16 protein-coding genes are annotated in these 21,118 nt (G+C 43.4%); 13 read left to right on the top strand and 3 right to left on the bottom strand.

Features of this window, described 5'->3' with window-relative positions:
* Nucleotides 1-120: 120 nt before the first annotated feature.
* From N3A72_10540 to N3A72_10530, 3 genes are read left to right on the top strand one after another with little or no spacing between them, the layout of a single operon-like run.
* Complete coding sequence (locus N3A72_10540; protein ID MCX7920021.1) at nucleotides 121-1,998, top strand: response regulator; 1,878 nt, start codon at nucleotides 121-123, stop codon at nucleotides 1,996-1,998.
* Nucleotides 1,999-2,017: 19 nt separating this feature from the next.
* The gene (locus tag N3A72_10535; protein ID MCX7920020.1) at nucleotides 2,018-2,407 is read left to right on the top strand and encodes a response regulator; all 390 of its coding nucleotides are present in this window, start codon (nucleotides 2,018-2,020) and stop codon (nucleotides 2,405-2,407) included.
* Nucleotides 2,404-3,492 (top strand): response regulator, encoded by a 1,089-nt coding sequence (locus N3A72_10530; GenBank protein MCX7920019.1) that lies wholly within the window; start codon nucleotides 2,404-2,406, stop codon nucleotides 3,490-3,492. The genes N3A72_10535 and N3A72_10530 overlap by 4 nt, the downstream gene beginning before the upstream one ends.
* Before the next feature lie 68 nt (nucleotides 3,493-3,560).
* Here N3A72_10530 and N3A72_10525 read toward each other — a convergent pair whose 3' ends face one another.
* The gene (locus N3A72_10525) at nucleotides 3,561-4,100 is read right to left on the bottom strand and encodes an HDIG domain-containing protein (GenBank protein ID MCX7920018.1); all 540 of its coding nucleotides are present in this window, start codon (nucleotides 4,098-4,100) and stop codon (nucleotides 3,561-3,563) included.
* 246 nt (nucleotides 4,101-4,346) lie between these two features.
* Between N3A72_10525 and N3A72_10520 the strand changes: the two genes are divergently transcribed.
* From N3A72_10520 to N3A72_10495, 6 genes are all read left to right on the top strand, one after another.
* Nucleotides 4,347-5,954 carry an alkaline phosphatase family protein gene (locus N3A72_10520; GenBank protein MCX7920017.1) on the top strand — a complete coding sequence of 536 codons (1,608 nt, stop codon included), beginning with the start codon at nucleotides 4,347-4,349 and terminating at the stop codon, nucleotides 5,952-5,954.
* 493 nt (nucleotides 5,955-6,447) lie between these two features.
* On the top strand, nucleotides 6,448-7,512 hold the full coding sequence (locus tag N3A72_10515) for a DUF917 family protein (GenBank protein ID MCX7920016.1): 1,065 nt from the start codon (nucleotides 6,448-6,450) through the stop codon (nucleotides 7,510-7,512).
* Nucleotides 7,513-7,637: 125 nt separating this feature from the next.
* Complete coding sequence (locus N3A72_10510; GenBank protein ID MCX7920015.1) at nucleotides 7,638-8,345, top strand: AroM family protein; 708 nt, start codon at nucleotides 7,638-7,640, stop codon at nucleotides 8,343-8,345.
* Entirely contained in the window at nucleotides 8,335-9,339 is a 1,005-nt protein-coding gene (locus N3A72_10505; GenBank protein MCX7920014.1) for an esterase family protein, read from the top strand. Before N3A72_10510 ends, N3A72_10505 begins: the two co-directional genes overlap by 11 nt.
* 18 nt (nucleotides 9,340-9,357) lie before the next feature.
* On the top strand, nucleotides 9,358-10,734 hold the full coding sequence (locus N3A72_10500) for a hypothetical protein (GenBank protein ID MCX7920013.1): 1,377 nt from the start codon (nucleotides 9,358-9,360) through the stop codon (nucleotides 10,732-10,734).
* Nucleotides 10,735-10,868: 134 nt separating this feature from the next.
* Nucleotides 10,869-11,732, top strand: a complete 864-nt coding sequence (locus tag N3A72_10495; protein MCX7920012.1) for a DUF1570 domain-containing protein — start codon at nucleotides 10,869-10,871, stop codon at nucleotides 11,730-11,732.
* Nucleotides 11,733-12,019: 287 nt separating this feature from the next.
* On the opposite strand, the gene carB is transcribed toward N3A72_10495, so the two are convergent.
* Entirely contained in the window at nucleotides 12,020-15,220 is a 3,201-nt protein-coding gene (carB, locus tag N3A72_10490; protein MCX7920011.1) for a carbamoyl-phosphate synthase large subunit, read from the bottom strand.
* 634 nt (nucleotides 15,221-15,854) lie between these two features.
* Here carB and N3A72_10485 point away from each other — a divergent pair.
* From N3A72_10485 to N3A72_10470, 4 genes are all read left to right on the top strand, one after another.
* Entirely contained in the window at nucleotides 15,855-16,118 is a 264-nt protein-coding gene (locus tag N3A72_10485; GenBank protein ID MCX7920010.1) for a hypothetical protein, read from the top strand.
* Nucleotides 16,112-16,483: a trimethylamine methyltransferase family protein gene (locus N3A72_10480; GenBank protein ID MCX7920009.1), complete on the top strand. Its 372-nt coding sequence runs from the start codon at nucleotides 16,112-16,114 to the stop codon at nucleotides 16,481-16,483. Before N3A72_10485 ends, N3A72_10480 begins: the two co-directional genes overlap by 7 nt.
* A gap of 157 nt (nucleotides 16,484-16,640) precedes the next feature.
* Nucleotides 16,641-18,437, top strand: coding sequence for a cation:proton antiporter (locus N3A72_10475; protein MCX7920008.1), 1,797 nt, complete (start codon nucleotides 16,641-16,643; stop codon nucleotides 18,435-18,437).
* Between the two features lie 672 nt (nucleotides 18,438-19,109).
* Complete coding sequence (locus N3A72_10470) at nucleotides 19,110-20,603, top strand: serine hydrolase (GenBank protein ID MCX7920007.1); 1,494 nt, start codon at nucleotides 19,110-19,112, stop codon at nucleotides 20,601-20,603.
* 287 nt (nucleotides 20,604-20,890) lie between these two features.
* Here N3A72_10470 and N3A72_10465 read toward each other — a convergent pair.
* Nucleotides 20,891-21,118: hypothetical protein (locus tag N3A72_10465; GenBank protein ID MCX7920006.1), on the bottom strand; the 228-nt coding region annotated here is incomplete at its 5' end.

Here is a 21,118-nt window from a genome sequence, read left to right as displayed (position 1 = left end):
ATACATTATACTTAATAGAACAAATATAATTAAATTACGCAGAAATTAGATTGACATCAGGTTAATTTTGCATAACAATAATTATAGAATTGCCATCCTAACATTAATGTAGGGATAGATATGACCAAACAAAAATTATTCGTTGTATGGATGTTCATCGTTCTGTTGTGGAATATCGGTTATCCGCAGGGTATCGTTGCTACGGTAAATCCGAATTTAGCGAATCAAGTTAAATCGAGGGGATTCTGGTCAGATATTATCGACACGTTAACCAATATGTCGGTTGAAGGAAAGATAGATTTACGGCTATTCGCTATCTTTTTCATTCTTTTACTGCTCGGAGTTCTCTATATATTCAAGCTGAACCAGAAACTCGACCGGTCACAAAAAGCGTTAGCGAAAGAATTGGAGGAACGGAAAAAAATCTTAGAAGAACTGCGGATTGCGAAAGAAGCTGCGGAAGAAGCGAATAAAGCGAAAAGCCAGTTTCTCGCGAAAATGAGTCATGAACTGCGGACGCCACTGAATGCGATTATTGGATATAGCGAAATGTTGCAGGAAGAAGCACAAGATATCGGGCAAACTGATTTCATTCCCGACCTGAAAAAAATCAATTCTGCGGGGAAACATCTGCTTGCGTTAATCAATGATATCCTTGATTTGTCGAAAATAGAAGCCGGGAAAATGGAATTGTTTCTGGAAACGTTTGATGTGCGGAATGTGATTGAAGATGTCATAACCACCTCGAAACCGCTGATCGATAAGAACTCAAATACGTTATCCTTGCAAGTTTCCGGAGACCTCGGAACGATGCGCGCAGATATGACTAAGTTCCGCCAGATACTGTTTAATCTCATCAGTAACGCAAGTAAGTTTACGGAAAAAGGGAACATAACGTTAACGGTTTCTCGGGAAACGTTCAATTATCAAGATTGGATAAGTGTAACGGTAGCGGATACCGGTATCGGGATGACACCGGAACAACTGCAGAAATTGTTTAAGGAATTCTCGCAAGCGGATTCGTCAACCACACGGAAATATGGCGGAACAGGGCTAGGGTTAGTTATCAGCAAACGGTTCTGCGAAATGATGGGCGGAACGATATCGGTAGAAAGTGAAGCGGGAAAAGGAACAAAGTTTACCGTTCGTATTCCGGCAGAAGTTGCGCCAACTGAATCAAAGCCGAAACCAACCCCAACACCACCGTCGGTGAAACCTCAACCTGAGCCGGTTCCGGTAGTTCAACCGCAAGAGACTATCCTAGCGATTGATGACGACCCGGAAGTGCTGGAGTTAATGCGCCGGTTTCTCGAGAAAGAAGGGTATCGTGTCGTAACGGCATCAAGCGGAGAAGAAGGATTGAAACTCGCGGAACAGGTTAAACCGAAAGTTATCACGCTGGACGTAATGATGCCGCATATAGATGGATGGCAGGTGTTAAGCGCTATTAAAGCGAATCCGGCGATAGCGGATATTCCGGTCATCATGTTAACGATGGTAGATGAGAAGAATATCGGCTATGCGCTTGGTGCAACCGATTATTTAATGAAACCGGTGGAAAAAGAGCAACTGGTTTCGATTCTCCGGAGATACCGTTGTGAGCATCCGCCATGTCCGGTGCTGGTCGTTGAAGATGACCCGGCTACGCGGGAGATGATTTCCCGCATGTTGTTGAAAGAAGGATGGAAAGTATTCACTGCAGAAAACGGGCGGGTTGCGTTAATGCAGTTAGAACAGACTATTCCGGCATTAATTCTGCTGGATTTAATGATGCCGGAAATGGACGGATTCGAATTTTTAGCGGAACTACGGAAACAACAGAAATGGCAGTCGATTCCCGTTGTCGTTATCACCGCAAAAGATTTATCGCACCAGGACCGTCAGCGATTAGAAGGGTCGGTACAACGGATTTTGCAAAAAGGTGATTATGGAAAAGAAGATTTACTGCGAGAAATCAAGAACCAAGTATTAGCTGTTGGTAAATTAAAATCAAAATGAGAATGGTATTAGGGAGACTATGGTAAAAATTCTTCTTGTTGAAGATGATGAAATGAATCGGGATATGCTGCAACGGCGGTTAGAACGGCGTGGGTATACCATCGTTGTTGCGAGCGATGGCGAGCAGGCGCTCCGGATGGTGAAACAAGAATCGCCGGATTTGATTTTAATGGATATGAGTATGCCGGTGATGGATGGCTGGCAAGCAACGAGACTACTCAAATCCGATGAAACAACGAAACATATCCCGATACTCGGCTTATCAGCGCATGCAATGGTTTCCGACCGTGAGAAAGCGCTTGATGCTGGATGCGATGATTATGATACCAAACCGATAGATTTAACACGATTACTGGAAAAAATCCAGAACTTACTCAATCGTTCAACAGATAGGAACAATGGTATATGAAAAAAGAGCTCGGTAAACTACTGGTCGTAGATGATAATGAAATGAATCGGGATATGTTATCCCGACGGTTGAAACGTCTCGGGCATACGGTTGAAGTTGCGGTTGATGGGAAACAAGCGCTCGAAATGACCGCAACGCAATCATTCGATTTGATTCTGCTCGATATTATGATGCCGGAAATTAGCGGAATTGAAGTATTAAAAAAACTCCGGGAGAAATATACCATTGCTGAACTTCCGATTATTATGGTAACGGCAAAAGACCAATCGGAAGATATCGTTGAAGCGCTGAATCTCGGTGCGAATGATTATGTAACGAAACCGATAGATTTCCCGGTGGTCAACGCTCGGGTACAAACCCAATTGACGTTAAAACGACTTGCGGAATTAAAAGATGAATTTCTGCGTATCGCCAGTCATGATTTAAAAAATCCGTTAACCGGAATCATCGGGTATACTTCGTTACTGAACTCCATGCTCGCTCCGATTGAACAGGTTCCTGCGGAATTGAAGAATTCGATTAGCCGAGTAGCGAACCTTGCGCAGATGATGAAACGGATTATCACCGATTTCCTCGATTTCCAAGCGATGGAAGATGGCCAGATGAAACTTGAACCCGTATCGTTCGATATCAACGATATAGCGCGCATGGCGGTAATCAATAATTTCGATTATGCGAAAAGTAAAGAGATTGAAATGTTGGATGAAATTCCTTCAACTCCAATACAAGTTCATGCTGACCAATATCGAATTCAGCAGGTGATTGAGAATTTCGTTAGTAACGCGATTAAATTTGGTGAAAAAGGGAGTAAGGTTACTGTTCGCACTCGAATTGAATCCGAAAAAGCTCTTGTTGAAGTCAGCGATACTGGTCCGGGACTAAAAGATGAAGATATGCAGAAATTGTTTGTTAAATACGCTCGATTAAGTAATAAACCAACTGGCGGTGAAAAAAGTTCCGGACTAGGTTTAGCGATTTGTAAGAAAATTATCGAGTTACATCAGGGAGAAATCGGTGCACGGAATAATCCGGATAAAGGCGCAACCTTCTGGTTCGCACTTCCCTTACCAAAATCTCCTGAGTAAACAAAATATAGAGTTAAAATGTTCACTCGAACAGTTGTTTTAGTTTCTTTATATCTTGGTGGTAAGGATTATAATCCCAACTCTTGATCAATCTGCTGCATAGCGGTTAATGCGAGGTCGATGAACTGCTCTAACGTTAATCCAAGTTCCGTACAGGTCTGGATATCTTCACGACGAGCGCCGGCAGCGAAACGTTTTTCAGCGAATCGGTTCAGAACAAACTGCGGATTGATTGATTTCAGCTTTTTATCCGGATGAATTAATGCGCAAGCGACGATTAGACCGGTTAACGAATCAGTAGCGAATAATGCGCGGTCAAGTTTGCTTTCGATAGGGACTTTCTGGTTATGCGCTTTAATCGCATGGATGATTTCCGGCGCAACGCCTTTCTCTTGCAAAATCTGCGCAGTTACCAGCGTATGCTGGTCAGCATCGGTTTTCTCAACATCGATATCATGGACTAACCCGCAGAATGACCAGATTTCTACCGGTTCATTCAACCGTTGCGCCAGCGATTTTAATACCGCTTCTGTTGCTAGCATATGTTTGCGCAGATTCTTATTCTGTACATGCGCGCAAACCAACTCCCATCCTTCTTCTCGAGTCATATTATTCTCCTCCATCTTAGCGGTTAGATAGGGTAAGGGTTTGATTGATTACCTCCGATGTATCAGGTGAACTATAGGGTTCAAGAAATTGTCCCGATACCAATACCATAAGCATATTGGTTTTAGTTTCCAGTATCAAATACAATATTATATGTGATTTTACGTTGGAATAAAAAGGAACCGAACGCAATTGCGGTTCGTCTTAAATGGTAAAACGTATAGTAGATTTTCGAGGAGGACAAATCTATGGTTAAACCGTTGCAGCGTTTTATCTTACTTTCAGGAATAATCTCTCTACTCAGTATAATTCCAATCACGACCGCAGTTGCGCAAGAAGAACCGCGTTCATTTGACCAGCGAACTTACGGGCAGCGAACAGCTGACCAGCGGCCGCGATTCTCGCCGGAAGAACGGTTCAAACAGATGGATAGAAATGGCGATGGGAAACTGACTGAAAGCGAATTCCCGCGACCGGAATTTTTTCAACAGATTGATAAGAATAATGATGGTTCAGTAACCCTAGCGGAATTTATGGAAGCGATGGCGCAGTTCCGTGGTCGGCGTCAACGTGAGTCAACTGATACCACCGCACAGGATACTACCCCGACGCCGATAATCACCCCGATTATTCGCGAACCGCGGGTATTCCCGAAGAATGTTATCCTTATTTCCTGGGATGGCCTTGACCGGAGCGTTGTTAACGAATTATTGGAGAAAAGAGAACTAATCAATCTGGCGCGATTGATTCGCGAAGGGTCAATCCAGGAGATAGAAGTTGTCGGACATTTAACCTGTACAAAACCGAGCCATGCGGAAATGTTAACCGGATTAAGCGCAGACCAGACCGGAGTATATTCGAATACTAAATTCCAGCCGATTCCAGAAGGATATACGATTTTCGAACGGTTACAGAACCATTTCGGCGGGAAAGATAAAATCCGAACGATTATGGTTACCGGGAAACTAGCGCATGTTGGCGCTCGTGGTCCGGAAGAAGTGCAGAAATCACTTAACCAGAAGAAAAAGAAAGCGAAACAACAAGCTGACTCGCAAGTTCCTACCGGTGTAGATGCTACGATTGTTAGTGTTAAAGGGGAACCGTTCTATTTAACGAAAAACCATCTTGATATCTGCGATATAGCGCAGCGGAATGCGGATGAAGTCGGTACATTATCATTAAAATATTTAGCACAGGATACCCAAACGCGGTTTTTCGCATTTTTACATTTTTCTGACCCAGACCATGCCGGACATAGGTTCGGAATTGATAGTAAAGAATATCGGGATGCAGCGATTGCCTGCGATGAACAGCTCGGGAAGATTCTAACTTATCTGAAAGAACAACGGATATATAACCAGACCTTGATGTATGTTATGACCGACCATGGATTTGATGAACATAGCAAATCGCATCGGTTCGCTCCGCATTCTTGGCTGGTAACTAATGATAAAAAGGTCACTCGCGGTGGGATTATCGCTGATGTACCGGCAACAATTATGGTTCGATTTGGAATCGATATCAGCAAACTGGAGCCGAAACTTATCGGGACAGAATTGACTGGCGCACCACGGGAAATTAAACCGTCAGACTATGTTCAACCAGCTAAAAAACAGACGGAACCGCAACCGCAAAACCAGCAGAAACAATTAACGGTTGAAGAACGGTTCAAAAAATTTGATACGAACGCTGATGGTAAATTGACCGCAGCAGAATTTCCACGCCCGAAAGTATTCAAACAAATGGACGCTGATAACGACGGAAGTATAACGTTTAACGAGATGAAGGTATACCAATTGAATAAACAAGCAGCAAAATCTACTACCACTTATTCGACCACCACCACGGTTCCATAACGTAAATTGTAGGTAATGCGGCCGTATGGTTAACCCGCGTCAAGCTTTCGTAACTTGCTAAACCAACCTTTTTGCGCTATATTCTCTAGAGATACCTACCCCTACAGGATACTAGCCCTGAGCTAAAGTTCAGGTCGAAAAAATGCGGTGAGTTAGATAATATTATTATGATACGAAACAAGAGAAGAAAACAATGTTCTTCTGATATTTCGTTCTACCATTTTTCAGTTTTTGAAACGGAAACGATGGATCGATGTTAAACCCAAGTTTTACCATCGGCGTTTTTCTTTATCAAGGGATTTGTTTATGCATTTATTCTCCGAACGCAAATTCGGGGCTATTTCATCCGCTGAACTGATTCATTCTTATCTTCAGATAGAGGGCTAAAGTGTCATCAAGAGTAACGGATTTTCATCGATACAATATCATGCTTACGCAAGCAAGCGAGGGATCGTTTTTCAAACAAAATTTGGGTTAATTCGTGGTAAAGATTATGTTGAAAATAGATAAATCTAACCTTGAATCCGTACTGATCGGTGGAGCGATATTCGGTGGTGGTGGCGGTGGATGGATTGAAGATGGAAGAAAACTTGCCCAACGCGCAATTGAAAAAGGATTCAACCACATCTTATCTATTGACGACGTGCCTAACGATGCTATACTGATAACCGTTTCTGCGGTTGGTTCTCCCTCTGCGGGGAAAGAAATCAGGCTCCAGCCGGAAGATTATCTTCGTGCAGTAGAATTATTCCTCGAAAAAACTGGGTTGAAAATCAGCGGGCTGATTTCCAGCGAACTCGGTGCGTTCGGTATCGTTAACGGCTGGTTGCAATCCGTAGTATTCAATATTCCGGTTATTGATGCGCCTGCTAACGGTAGAGCGCATCCGCTCGGATTAATGGGTTCGATGCGATTGCATTGTCAGAAAGGGTATCTGACCGCGCAGACTGCTGTTGGTGGGTACGGTAAAAATCGGGTTGAATCGTTTTTTCAGGGAACCGTTGAGCAGACCGCAACCCAGGTGCTGGAATCCGCAATACAAGCTGGCGGACTGGTAGCGGTAGCGCGGAATCCGGTTCCAGCGCAGTATGTTAAATATAACGGTGCACCGGGCGCGATCCAGCGAGCGATTGAACTCGGGAATCGGTTTGTTTCGCAACCGGCAGATTGCCCGGAACGACGCGTTCGTGTTCTACTTGATTTCTATAATCTTCCGGAAGAAATGATGGTTAAAGGAAAAATTAAATCTGTTATTCTGAAAACCATGGATGGACTAGATGTAGGCAAATTCGAATTGGAAGTTGGAAACCTGATACTGCATATTCCGTTTTGGAACGAATATATGGCACTTGATGCCGAAGGGAAACGGTTTGCGGCATTTCCGGATTTGATTATAACCTTCTCGGCTGATACCGGACTACCGCTGATTAGCGCGGAACTGAAAGAAGGGATGGAAATATATCTGATATCGGTTCCGAAAAAATATTTGATTCTCGGTTCCGGAGTTAAAGATAAAAATCTGTTATCCCGAATCTGGGATATGATCAGCCGAATTTAGCGTTTTTGCTTGTTAACTGCTATAAGGGCAGAGCATTTCTTTACCCGATTTGTAATTGCACAGGAATAACAGCAGGCGCGACGATAACCGTTCCTGCGTTATTAAGCTAAACAAATGTTTTGGTTATGAAAAAAGTAGAAACAGTTAAAATCGGATTGGTGACTATCGGTCAATCGCCGCGAGAAGATATTGTTTCAGAGATGCGGTTGATTCTCGGGAATACTATCGAAATTATCCAAGCAGGCGCATTAGATGGTCTTGCTCCGAAAGAAATAGAACGATTACGGCCGAACGAATCCGAAATTCCGTTATTTACCCGATTGAATGATGGGGCTCCGGTTATCATTGGGAAAAATAATATTGTTCCCTTTCTCAATCAAGCGATAGCGCGATTAGAACAGCATGAGGTTACATTGATTGGACTACTTTGTACTGAAGAGTTTACCGGGTTAACTCCACATAGACTTTTAGTTGCGTCTAAAACGATTCTGCACAATACGGTGAATAAATTCCACCAGAACCGAACTGTAGCCATTATTTATCCGCTAGAGATACAAACCAAATCTATGCAGAAGAAATGGGCGCCGCTTGGAGTGCAACTGCTGTTTATTCCATTTAATCCATTAGACCAGGAAGCAGAATTTGATGTATTACTCGCACGATGTGAATCCCCAGATATTAGTATTATTGTTTTAGATTGTTTCGGTTATTCAGCTGGATTAGCTTGGGATATCCTTTTTTTAACCGGAAAACCGGTTTTGCTACCGCGAACGATACTTGCCTATTATCTAAAACTGCTTGTTGTAAATTATAATAAGAAATGTGATACGTAAATATTTTACAACGCACATCCGAACAGGAATACCGTTGTTTTTTATCTTATCGGTGCTATGTTCTGTTCTATCAGGAACCGTATGTCTTGCACAGAGTCTGAAAGGAACCATCGAATCGCATAGTTTCATCGGTCACCTGAGCCAGAAAACAGTTCTCTATAACATCTATCTACCAGAAGGATATGCAACAAGTACCGAACGATATCCAGTCATTTATCATCTTAATGGACTAGGGGATACTCCCAGCAGCCATAATATTACGATCGCAGAACCGTTTGAATACGCGCGCGATTCCGGAGTTATCGGTTCGGTAATCATCGTTTACCCGAATAGCTATGGATATACCTTCTGGGCGGATAGTATCGATTCAACTAAACCTGCAGAAACCAACGTTATCTACGAACTTATCCCGCATATCGATTCAACGTATCGAACGATAGCGCAGCGGAAATATCGGATTGTGCAAGGGTGGTCGATGGGCGGATTCGGTGCAGCGTTATATATCACTAAATTCCCGAATTTATTTAACGGCGCTATACTCTACGACGCAGCATTATTCCCATGGTCAACGTTGACTACTTTATTACCGGATACCGCACGAGAGATTTTCGGAAATAACGAAGCGTATTTCAACCAATATTCTCCGTGGAGATATGCTGGGGAAAATGCAGCGCTATTCCAATCAAGAACCAGTCTCCGAATAGTTGTCGCAGCGATAACCAGTTATAATCGGGAGTATCGTGATTATCTGAATAGCTTATCGATCTATCCGGCGTATACCGAAACAACCAGCGTCCATATTGTATCGCAGGTTATAGCTGCGGAAGGATATAATTCTATAATATTCATTGCAAACTTATTTCATTCCAGCGCTACTCCGACGAAAATAGAAAAAATCTGGCAATTATATTCACAACAGAACCTAACCATAGAAAACTTCGAGCATATCCGGAAAAAACGATTATTTTGTAGTTCTCTATATGCTCAATGGTAAATTGAATTGGTTACTCTTATGCGCAAAAATAAATTCTGGTTTCCGATAGTTATACAACTCGGTATCTTTATCATACTCATAATTTCCGGCTGTGCGACTGTTCATCAGGTAAACGAACGAACCCTGATGGATATTTATGCCGATAAACGGAATCAGCCGAAACAATATCCGGTCATCTTCATTCCAGGGATAATGGGTTCGATTCTGAAAGACCAATCTACGAATAAACTGGTTTGGGGTAGGTTCAGTATGGGGGTATCCCGTCTAATAGCGCTACCGGTAAATGCGCCGTTTCAAGCGGTGAACTTGGTTACCGGCAGTGATAATCTCGTTCCGGCAGGTATCCTGGATAAATATACTTTATTCCCCGGATTAGTTGAAATTGAAGTCTATAATAAAGTTCGGACAGTCGCAATGAAAGCAGGCGGATTTACGAAAGATACCGATGCGTTTGCGTTTTCATACGACTGGCGAAAAGACCCGGTTGTAGCGGCGCAACAGCTCGGCGCACTGATTGAACAGGTTAAACAGCGTTCTGGGAACCCAAACCTGAAAGTGAACCTTGTCTGTCATAGTCTAGGCGGATTAATCGCACGATATTATATTAAATTCGGTACCGCAGATGTTTTAGCTCAAGACCCGGTACCAGAACCGACGTATGCCGGCGCCAAGAATATCAATAAAGTAATTATGCTCGGAACACCGAACGCTGGGTCACTCGAAGCGTTCCATCGGCTCGACCAAGGATTATGGCTACCGTTCATCGGCAAGATACCGCCGGAAACAACGTTTACGATGTTATCATTATATGCCTTATTACCATATCAGGATGACCAGATTTTCATTGATAGTCAAGGGAATCCGATCGCCATCAATATATATGCCCCAGCGAATTGGGAGAAATATCAATGGTCGGTATTCCACCCGACGATACAGCAGAACATCTACCGGAAATTTATCAAACGACATGGAAAACAGCGCGGTGAACAAGAATACGCTGAATGTCTAGCTACCCAGCGACAGTTTTTAAATACAGCATTAACTCGGGCGAACCGATTCCATCAAGCGTTATGGTCAGGAGACGTACATCAGGAGAAACAGTTGGTAACATATATTCTTTTCGGTTCAGATTGTATCCCGACTTTACAACGGGCGATGATTAAATCTACCCCTACCGGATATCAAACCATATATCGCGTATCGAATCGGAAGCTAATGAAACAAATGTATGGGTTAGGTGATGGAACGGTGACGAAAGAAAGTTTAATGGGTATTCGAGCAGCACCATCTATTCGGATGCCATCTGAATATAAGATTTTCATTAGCGAAAGTCACGGGGATTTAACGAAAAATCCAACATTTTTAGATAATATCTTACATATCCTACTTGAATGACGCTGGCGATTATTTTCGATTATATTGACGTAGCGCAGGCTGTTCTCCTGTTAGAGATGTTGTTATAGTTAAAATTGATACTACCGGAAAGCCAGTGATACTCAATACGGCGGAACAGCTCGATAGGAATACCTATGCGATTTATAATAGTAGTTCTTGCAATCTTTTATTGTTTAATGATTCCTATTGGAAAGGCTGAAGTTAGTATTAATCCCACATTATATGAACATCTTAAACAATTAAACGCGAAGATTCCTGATGGATTCACCGTGGTTACAGAACCGCCGTTTGTAGTTATTGGAAATGAATCGCCGGAACGAGTTCGATATTGGGCGATTGACGTCGTGCGCTGGGCAGTGGATAAACTCAAACAGGATTATTTTAAGCAAGACCCGAACAAGATTATTGACATCTGGCTATTTAAAGATAATGATAGTTATATTAAGTATGCTAAAGAGTTGTTTAATGATACTCCAACGACTCCGTTCGGCTATTATTCCGCAAAGGATAATTCGCTAATTATGAACGTTGCTACCGGTGGGGGAACATTAGTGCATGAACTTATCCATCCGTTTATGCGAGCGAATTTGCCGAAATGTCCGCCGTGGTTTAATGAAGGGTTGGCATCGTTATATGAGCAATCTGCGGAACGAAACGGGCATATCGTCGGACTTACCAACTGGCGATTGAACGGATTGCACCAAGCGATTCGAAATGGAGAGGTTATTTCATTTGAGACATTAACTGCAATGGATGATGATACATTCTATAACCGGAATGATAAAGGAAAGTATAACGATAACTATGCGCAAGCGCGATATCTCTGTTATTATCTGCAAGAGAAAGGGCTACTCGTTAAATTCTATCATGAGTTTGCCAAGAATATGAAATCCGACCCGACGGGGTATAACACCTTGAAACAAGTTCTCGATGAACCTGATATGGATGCGTTTAAAAAGAAATGGGAATCGTTTGTTTTGACCCTACGGTTTCCCTAAATATTTGGTTAGCCTCGAGCTTTAGCTCGGGGTATCAAAGTAATATGGTAATTTTAGGTTTTAACCCATAAGATTGAACCCTGCGCTAAAGCTATCAAAGATGTATTGATGTTTTTCCTCTATCTAAAAATAGGAGTTATTCATTTATCAAGCTAAAATTTTCTAATCTCAACTGAAGCTTTGCAACCATCGACTAGAGTTTATGCCGTAGTATCGCGTGACTGGGTAGAAGAAGAAGATTGATTTATCAAGCTTGATTACGAACGGGCTTTCAATACATGAGATTTCTACTTTATCCCGGCGTGGTATTCCTGCAAACTTTTAACCTTACTATGTCCTTTACGAACCGCTTCGATTCCCTTCGCGGCAGCGAGCGCACCAGCTAACGTCGTAATATACGGGATTTTATATTTTATCGCCGTTTTCCGAATATACGAATCATCAAATTCACTCAATTTCCCTGCTGGAGTATTAATCACCAGCTGGATTTCACCATTTTTAATCGCATCAACGATGTTCGGTCTCCCTTCGTGCAATTTCAGAATCGGTTTTGCCGGGATATTATGCTGCATAAGATACGCTTGCGTTCCTTTAGTTGAGAGAATTTTAAATCCGAGGTTATGGAACGCTGCTGCTATCTCGTATAAATATTTTTTATCACGGTCAGCGATGGTGATGAGAACAGTTCCTTGTTCCGGCAACTTCTGACCAGCAGCTTCTTGCGATTTAAAATAGGCTAACGGAAACGAATCCGCTAACCCAAGCACTTCTCCGGTAGAGCGCATTTCCGGTCCAAGTATCGGGTCGACTTCCGGAAACATATTGAACGGAAACACCGCTTCTTTCACGCCGAAATGCGGGATATGTCGCTCTTGCAAACCGAGTTCAGCTATTTTTTTGCCGATAATCAGCTGGGTAGCGATTCGTGCCATCGAAATATTACATACTTTCGAAACTAACGGAACAGTTCGCGAAGCGCGCGGGTTCGCTTCCAGAATATAAACTTTATTATCCGCAATCGCATACTGGATATTCATCAAGCCGACAACATGGAGTTCAAGTGCAATTTTTGTAGTATATTCTTTAATTGTTTGAATATGTTCCGGTGAGATACTTACCGGTGGAATAACACAAGCGGAATCCCCGGAATGAATCCCAGCAAGTTCAACATGTTCCATAATGCTCGGAATAAGGACATCGGTTCCGTCGCTAATCGCATCTACTTCAACTTCAAGCGCATTTTCGAGAAATTTATCTATTAGAATTGGTCGTTCCGGCGTAACATCAACCGCTGCGGTGACATATTCCCGTAACATTTCTTCATCATGGACAATTTCCATCCCACGCCCGCCGAGAACAAATGAGGGACGGACGATTAGCGGATATCCGAGCCGGTCAGCAACGCGTAACGCTTCCTGCACGCTGGTAGCAGTACCGGAATCAGGTTGTGGAATACCGAGTTTGCGGATAATTTCGCTGAACCGTTTTCGGTCTTCTGCGATATCAATGCTTTCCGGAGAAGTTCCAAGAATTTTAACGCCAGCTTGCGCTAAATCATTCGCCAGATTCAACGGGGTCTGTCCGCCGAACTGGATAATCACCCCTTCCGGTTTCTCTTTATGATATATACTCAGAACATCTTCAACAGTTAATGGCTCGAAATAGAGTTTGTTAGCCGTATCATAATCCGTTGAAACTGTTTCCGGATTGCAGTTGACCATAATCGATTCAATTCCTTCATCGCGAAGCGCAAATGCGCAATGGACACAGCAGTAATCGAACTCTATCCCTTGCCCGATACGGTTCGGTCCGCCACCGAGTATCATGATTTTCCGTTTATTACTCGATTCGACGGTATCCGGCGCGTTATACGTTGAATAATAATACGCTGCGTTCTCAACCCCGCTCACCGGCACCGCATCCCATGCTTCCTGTAGCCCGAGTTTAATCCGGCGGTTACGAATTTCAGGTTCCGATGTATTCAACAGTTGCGCGAGATATTTATCCGCAAACCCATCTTTTTTCGCCTGAATTAACAGTTCATCAGGTAATTCTCGATTTTTAAACTGTAGAATTTTCTCTTCCAACTCGACCAGTTCTTTCATCTGCTGGATAAACCACGGTTTAATATACGTTTTCTTATACAACGTTTCAACCGATGCGCCTTTCCGCAAGGCTTCATACATAATGAACTGCCGTTCACTAGTCGGATAACTTAACATCGAAAGCAGTTCGTCTAACGATTTCTTATTAAAATCTTTTGCAAACCCGAGTCCGTAGCGTTTGATTTCGAGTGACCGAATAGATTTCTGGAACGCTTCTTTATAATTTTTACCGATTGCCATCACTTCACCGACAGCCCGCATTTGCGTACCCAGTTTATCTTCAATTCCTTTAAACTTTTCAAACGCCCAGCGCGCAAATTTCACGACGATATAATCGCCAGACGGTTGATATTTCTCTAATGTTCCTTCTTTCCAATACGGGATTTCATCGAGCGTAACTCCCGCAGCGAGCATCGATGAGACCATAGCAATCGGGAATCCGGTCGCTTTCGAAGCGAGCGCAGATGACCGCGAAGTTCGCGGATTGATTTCAATAACAACCACGCGCCCTGTTTCTGGATTATGCGCAAACTGGATATTCGTTCCGCCGATAACTTTTATCGCTTCAACGATTCGATAGGAATACTCCTGCAGTTTCGCTTGCAGTTCCGGCGCAATGGTTAACATCGGCGCGACACAATATGAATCGCCGGTATGCACGCCCATCGCATCAACGTTCTCGATGAAACAAACGGTAATCATCTGGTTTTTCGCATCGCGAACAACTTCCAGTTCCAGTTCTTCCCAACCGAGCACCGATTCTTCAACCAAGACCTGGCCAATCATACTTGCGGATAACCCGCGACTAACTACGGTTCGTAACTCTTCTAAATTATATACCAACCCGCCGCCGGTACCCCCTAACGTATATGCCGGTCGAATAACGACTGGATACCCGAGTTCAGCTACAATCCGTTCCGCTTCTTCAACACTAACCGCTGGCGCACTTCTCGGAATATCTAACCCGAGTCGTTGCATTGTCTGTTTAAACTCGATCCGGTCTTCCCCGCGTTTAATCGCATCCAGTTCGACTCCAATAACTTTAACTCCATATTTATCGAGTACACCAGCGTTCGCTAACGCTGAAGACAAATTCAGCCCGGTCTGCCCGCCGAGATTCGGCAGAATCGCATCCGGCCGTTCTTTTGCAATAATTTCGGTTAACGTTTCAACATTTAACGGTTCGATATAGGTTTTATCTGCCATTCCGGGGTCGGTCATAATCGTTGCCGGATTCGAGTTAACCAGAACAATTTCATACCCGAGTTTGCGTAACGCTTTACACGCCTGCGTACCGGAATAGTCGAATTCACACGCTTGCCCGATAACAATCGGCCCTGACCCGATTATCATCACTTTTTTGATATCATCCCGCCGAGGCATATATAACTCCTTTTACCATAAAAACAAAATTATCATAAAAAAAACGATAAACTACTAGCTTAAAATTAGCTATACAGTTTATCATTTACTATTAATTTCGTGCAATATCTTAAAAATGTTGTTTGATTTCAACCGGAAGGAAGATGGGTGAAGTTCAGTCGTCCCTTAAGCGGGATTTATGGTTGTGGTTTCCCTAATAGTTTCCCAGCCATAAATGGCTGGGCTAATTTCAATCATCCCTACGGGATTAACAAAAAGCATTATACAAGCCCTGCAAGGGCGATTGCATTTAGCCCAGCATAGAATGCTGGGGAGATGGAATGCGAGAATTCAATCAATCCCGTAGGGATGGCTGAACTTAGCCCAGTATGCAATACTGGGGCACAAAGGAACAAAACAAAATGATAGTCCCTTTTCGGGACGGCTGAACTCCATAAGGTAAATTAAGGCGTGAACAATTAATAATATAATAATACCATTATGTTCCATCCATATTTACCATACTACCACCCGAATCCTGCGGGAAGTTCTTTTCCGCAGCGCTGGATGTTCTTGCAAAAACCGGAATCAGTATCTTTGAAGAAAAAACTATCAAAATTCTAGCAGATGCTGTACGAAAATTGACGGAACGCGCGTGTATATCTCTACTACATTAGTTGAACAATCGCTCGCTACTACGCCGAAAGGAATCCTAATCTATACCCGAGACGGAGAACCGGCTATGCGGTTATCCGGGTTCAATACCTATTACGGCAACGGAACTGATTGCCCGAATATCCTCGACCCGTTCACCGGTCAACGTCATCCGTTGTGGAGTATGGCAGCCGCAACAGATTCTAAACTACCGGACGAACAAGCGGCAATAACCGCTGCGTCTCCTGCACGTTCCAGTTGTTAGGCGGCGCGAATCTGATTCACGGTATCGGATGTTTAGAGAGCGGAATGACTACCTCGTTCGACTTGATTCTTATGACCAGCGAGATTATCAGCTTGCTGAACCGCATCCTGCAAGGAGTTACCGCTGATTCTGAACATCTAGCGACAGCGGTTATTAACGAATTCGGTTCCGGCGGTGAATATCTGACGCAACAACATACTTTGGATTATTTCCGCGAATTATGGGATTCAGAGTTATTCGATAGAACGAGTTACGAAACCCGGGTTAGAAATGGTAGCAAAAGTTTTCGACAACGGATTAATGATACTGTACAATATATATTAGCGAATCATCAGGCGAATTTGATGAATATTGTAAGAAATTAAGCGATTACAGAATTTATTCGGTCTCGAGAAGCGCTGATGTAAACCATTTTGAGCCGAGGGTTAAACCTGATGGAAGGGATTCCAACCATGAACTCAACCTCGGCTGAAGCAGGTGAACAGTTATCATTTGTATAGGATACTAATTAGATAATTTAATATGGAACTGCAGATTATCAAAGATATTCTAGTTATTTTTAGTCTTTCCATCGTTATTTTCTTATTTTGTTTCCGGTTTCGTATTCCGAGTATTATCGGGTTTTTAGTTACCGGGATGTTCGTAGGTCCCTATGGACTCGGTCTGATTAAAGCGGTACCTGAAGTAGAAATATTAGCGGATATCGGCGTTATCTTCCTGCTGTTTACAATCGGTATTGAATTTTCGTTACGCAATTTATGGCAGATTAAAAAGATTGCGGTAATAGGCGGAATCCTGCAAGTTTCCTATACTATTTTAGCGACGTTAACGATTCTCAAACTATTCGGATATACGGTTCAGCAAGCGCTGTTTATCGGGTTTTTGATATCGTTAAGTAGCACGGCAATCGTTCTCAAACTCCTGCAAGAGAAAGCGCAAATTGATACTCCTCATGGTCAGATAGCTTTATCAATCCTGATTTTCCAAGATATTATCGTTGTTCCGATGATATTAGTTACACCGTTTATTGCTGGGAATACGATTGCGTTTGGAAAAGAACTGGTTATTTTAGTTCTAAAAACTATTGGCATTATTCTGACAACGCTCGTGAGCGCAAAATGGATTGTACCGTGGCTGCTATTTCAAATCGCTAAAACCCGGAGTCGGGAATTGTTTCTATTAAGCATCATTGCGATATGTTTAGCTGTAGCGTGGATAACTTCTCAGGTAGGGTTATCATTAGCATTAGGTGCGTTTTTAGCCGGATTGATTATTTCCGAATCGGAATATAGCCAGCAGGCGATCGGCAATATCATTCCGTTCCGGGATACTTTTCTCAGCATTTTCTTCGTTTCTATCGGCATGCTGCTCAACCTCGGATATGTTATCCAGCATCCGGGATTGATTATTGTAATTGCAATAGCTATCTTGGTTTTGAAAGCGGTCATTATGGGCGCAAGTGCGTTGGTATTAGGGTTTCCGTTACGTACCGCGATTCTCGTCGGGTTAGCGTTATGTCAAATAGGCGAATTCTCATTCATCCTTTCGCAAGTTGGAATTTCCTATGGGTTAATTTCCGAAACTACCAACCAAATGTTTCTTTCTGCAACCATTTTAACGATGATGGCAACCCCGCTGATCCTCTATGCAGCGCCGAAATTTGCTGAGCGTATGTCACGATTCCCATTACCGAAACTCTTGCATGCCGGTCTATTCCCGATACCGGCACCGCGAAAAAATAAACTGCGAGACCATTTGATTATCATCGGGTTTGGTATTAACGGACGGAATGTCGCTCGGGCAGCGAAATCGTTTGGTATCCCGTATATTGTCATCGAGTTGAATCCGGAAACAGTTCGAACGGAACAAGCGAATAATGAACCGATATATTTCGGTGATGCGACGCAAGAAGCCGTCCTTCATCATGCGGATATTGATACCGCAATGGTCGTTGCGATAACGATTAACGACCCGATTGCTGCGGTGCGGGTTACCGAACTTGCGCATCGGTTGAATCCGACCGCATATATTATCGCCCGAACGCAATATCTGCATCAGATGGAACAGTTATACGCTATCGGAGCGAATGAAGTCGTTGCGGAAGATTATGAAACTTCAATAGAGATATTCACCCGGGTATTATCAGCGTATGCGGTTCCACGCGATGAAATCGAACGAATCATTACCGAGATACGGAGTGACCGATACGAAATGTTACGTAGCCCTTGTTTAGAGCCGGGTATATGTTTTCAACCGCATCTGCGCACGAAATCCGATGTATCAGGTCAACCTGCATCTGATACTCCAGAAAAGAGTTGAACGTTCAACTGATTACTGTTGAGTATTGTTTTTGACTACAATTCAGATTTTCATAAACGATTTCAGTTCGATTGCTTTATCTCTGCTATAACAAAAGAAAATTAACTTTGGACTGCGGTAGCTCGCTACCGCTATGCTTGTACCGAAGCTTACTTCGGAGTCTGTATAGGTTATTCGTTCGGGAGCAAGCTCCCGAACGAGAAAGCGCCAGCAAGCTTGCTTGCGCACTGCAAAGCATCCCGAATGAAATCAGGAAACAGAAGGTAGAGCTTGACGCTGCGGTTGCTCTCAGCAAACTGGAATTGATACTGAATATCTTGAATAACCCTATCTTGTTAGATAGGGAGAATGAAATTATCTCCTCCACCTCTGAGGGATTTAGCCTAAAATATTTTGCTCAACTTGGGTTAAAACCCGCATAATTTTATATTCTTAAGTCCCCGAGTTAAAACTCGGGGCTATCCACCTAAATCTACTTGCGTTATTACCATCTTAGCCTATCAATATCGTAGTTGAACCAGTGTGCCTTTAACCCACACTGGTTCAACGCCAGTCTCCCGAGTGGAAGAATAGGGTGGCAGGAACGACGAAATATTTTCAGGAACTATTGGTTTGTGGTAGAATGAACAGGATTTTATTTCTTGGCATCTTTGCAGTGAAGGTTTTTGCATTATGAAATTTATAAACAAAACGTTATGTAAAGAATTCGACCGGTTCGTTAACCGGATGCGGAAAGAATGGTTAGCGCCAGGAGTTGGGCTCGGAATCGTTCAGGGGAACCGCATCGTATATCAGCGGTCGTATGGGGTGCGTGATATCGCTCGGAATCTGCCGGTAACCGAGCAGACGAAATTTATGGTCGCTTCGTGCACGAAATCGTTCACTGCAACTGCGGTCGGTATCCTCGTTGATGAACAGAAATTGGATTGGGATACTCCGGTGCGGAAATATCTACCGTGGTTTCGGATGTATGACCCGGTTATGACCGAACGATTAACGGTTCGTGATTTGTTATGTCATCGGAGCGGGTTACCTCGGCATGATTATGTCTGGTTCAATAACCCGCTCTCACGGAAAGAAATCGCGCAGCGACTGAAGTATCTCGAACCGAGCAAAACCGGAGATGAACATAACCCGTATGATTTCAGGAATAAATATCAGTACAATAACCTGATGTATATTCTCGCTGGAGTGCTAATAGAAGAAGTTTGCGGGATGAACTATGAACAGTTTATCTGCGAGCGGATATTTATACCGCTCGGAATGCATCATACCTGTTTCTATACCGACCAACTCCAGGATGACCCGGAATTTGCAGTGAGTTATCAGAAGGTCGGGAACCGGGTTTATCCGAGGATACGTGGTTGGTTGAAAGATGTTGGAATATCGCAGTTGATTGGTGCGGTAGCGCCCGCTGGTGGGATGGTATCAACCATCGCAGATTTATGTCATTGGATAATTTTCCAGTTAAATCAGGGTAAAATTGGTGGCCAACAGCTTATTTCCAAAAAGAATCTTGCAGAACTGCATACTCCACAGTTTATCAATCCGCCGATATATTCTTATCCGGAACGGTTAAACAATTGCACTGGGCTCGGTTGGATGATTGAATCGTATCGTGGGGAACGGTTGGTTCGACATAGCGGGAATCTCGTCGGGTTCAGTTCGCATATTTCGTTTATGCCGGAACGGAATCTCGGTATCGTTATGACAACTAATATCGGGATGTCGCCGCTCGACCCGATTATCCCGCTCTATTTCTATGACCGGATGTTAGGGTTGGAACCCATTGATTGGAATCAACGGAAAAAACTTGAAGCGAAAAAAGATGAACGCGACCTGCGGCTGAAACAGAGGAAAGAGTTTGCGCATAAACCGGGAAGCAAACCATCGTTATCGTTATCCGACTATTCGGGGGTATATAAACATCCGGCGTATGGGAAGGTGGTTATCACGGTCGAGAATGGGAAACTCAATCTTAGTTATAATCGCGCGCGGTTTCGGTTGATTCATCTCGAGAAAGATAAGTTTAAAATGGTTGAGCAGATATCCGGTGGCGAAAAGTATCGGGTAAGCTTTGTATTGCGCAAATCCGGAAGAGTTGCATCCATCGCGATTCCGTTCGAACCAAGCACGCAAGATATACAGTTTCGGAAAATAAGTTAACCCAAATATAAAATTAAACTCACGAGAGACAATCCCGTAGGGATGTAAGGATTTAACCGAGTATAGAATGCTGGGAAAGAGGATTGATAGATGGTGGTGAGCCCCGAATGGGGCGATTGCATTTACCCCAGCATGGAATGCTGGGGTGAATGGAACAAAACCAAATCATAGTCCCGTGTGGGACGGCTGGGAATAGTCTCGTGGTTTATCGGGGGTTCAGTCGTCCCTGAGCGGGACTTACGGTTTGGTACCTTACAACCACCCAGCCATGAATGGCTGGGCTAGTATCAATCATCCGCATTCTGCGGATTAACAAAAATCAATCCCGTAGGGATGATTGCATTTAGCCCAGCATGGAATGCTGGGGTGCATGGAACAAAATCAACGGAAAAGTCCCGTTCGGGACGGCTGAGAATAATCTCGTGGTTCACCTGGGGATTCAGTCGTCCCTGAGCGGGACTTACGGTTTGGTACCTTACAACCACCCAGCCATGAATGGCTGGGCTAGTATCAAT

This window comes from bacterium, assembly GCA_026416715.1.
Classification (GTDB): Bacteria; UBP4; UBA4092; order JAOAEQ01; family JAOAEQ01; genus JAOAEQ01.
The sequence above is the reverse complement of the archived record's forward strand: the minus strand, read 5'-3'. Positions and strand labels throughout refer to the sequence as shown.

Coding starts and splice junctions, on each gene's coding strand:
- N3A72_10540 (MCX7920021.1), top strand. CDS start 121: ATGACCAAACAAAAATTATTCGTTGTATGGATGTTCATCGTTCTGTTG.
- N3A72_10535 (MCX7920020.1), top strand. CDS start 2,018: ATGGTAAAAATTCTTCTTGTTGAAGATGATGAAATGAATCGGGATATG.
- N3A72_10530 (MCX7920019.1), top strand. CDS start 2,404: ATGAAAAAAGAGCTCGGTAAACTACTGGTCGTAGATGATAATGAAATG.
- N3A72_10525 (MCX7920018.1), bottom strand. CDS start 4,100: ATGACTCGAGAAGAAGGATGGGAGTTGGTTTGCGCGCATGTACAGAAT.
- N3A72_10520 (MCX7920017.1), top strand. CDS start 4,347: ATGGTTAAACCGTTGCAGCGTTTTATCTTACTTTCAGGAATAATCTCT.
- N3A72_10515 (MCX7920016.1), top strand. CDS start 6,448: ATGTTGAAAATAGATAAATCTAACCTTGAATCCGTACTGATCGGTGGA.
- N3A72_10510 (MCX7920015.1), top strand. CDS start 7,638: ATGAAAAAAGTAGAAACAGTTAAAATCGGATTGGTGACTATCGGTCAA.
- N3A72_10500 (MCX7920013.1), top strand. CDS start 9,358: ATGCGCAAAAATAAATTCTGGTTTCCGATAGTTATACAACTCGGTATC.
- N3A72_10495 (MCX7920012.1), top strand. CDS start 10,869: ATGCGATTTATAATAGTAGTTCTTGCAATCTTTTATTGTTTAATGATT.
- carB (MCX7920011.1), bottom strand. CDS start 15,220: ATGCCTCGGCGGGATGATATCAAAAAAGTGATGATAATCGGGTCAGGG.
- N3A72_10475 (MCX7920008.1), top strand. CDS start 16,641: ATGGAACTGCAGATTATCAAAGATATTCTAGTTATTTTTAGTCTTTCC.
- N3A72_10470 (MCX7920007.1), top strand. CDS start 19,110: ATGAAATTTATAAACAAAACGTTATGTAAAGAATTCGACCGGTTCGTT.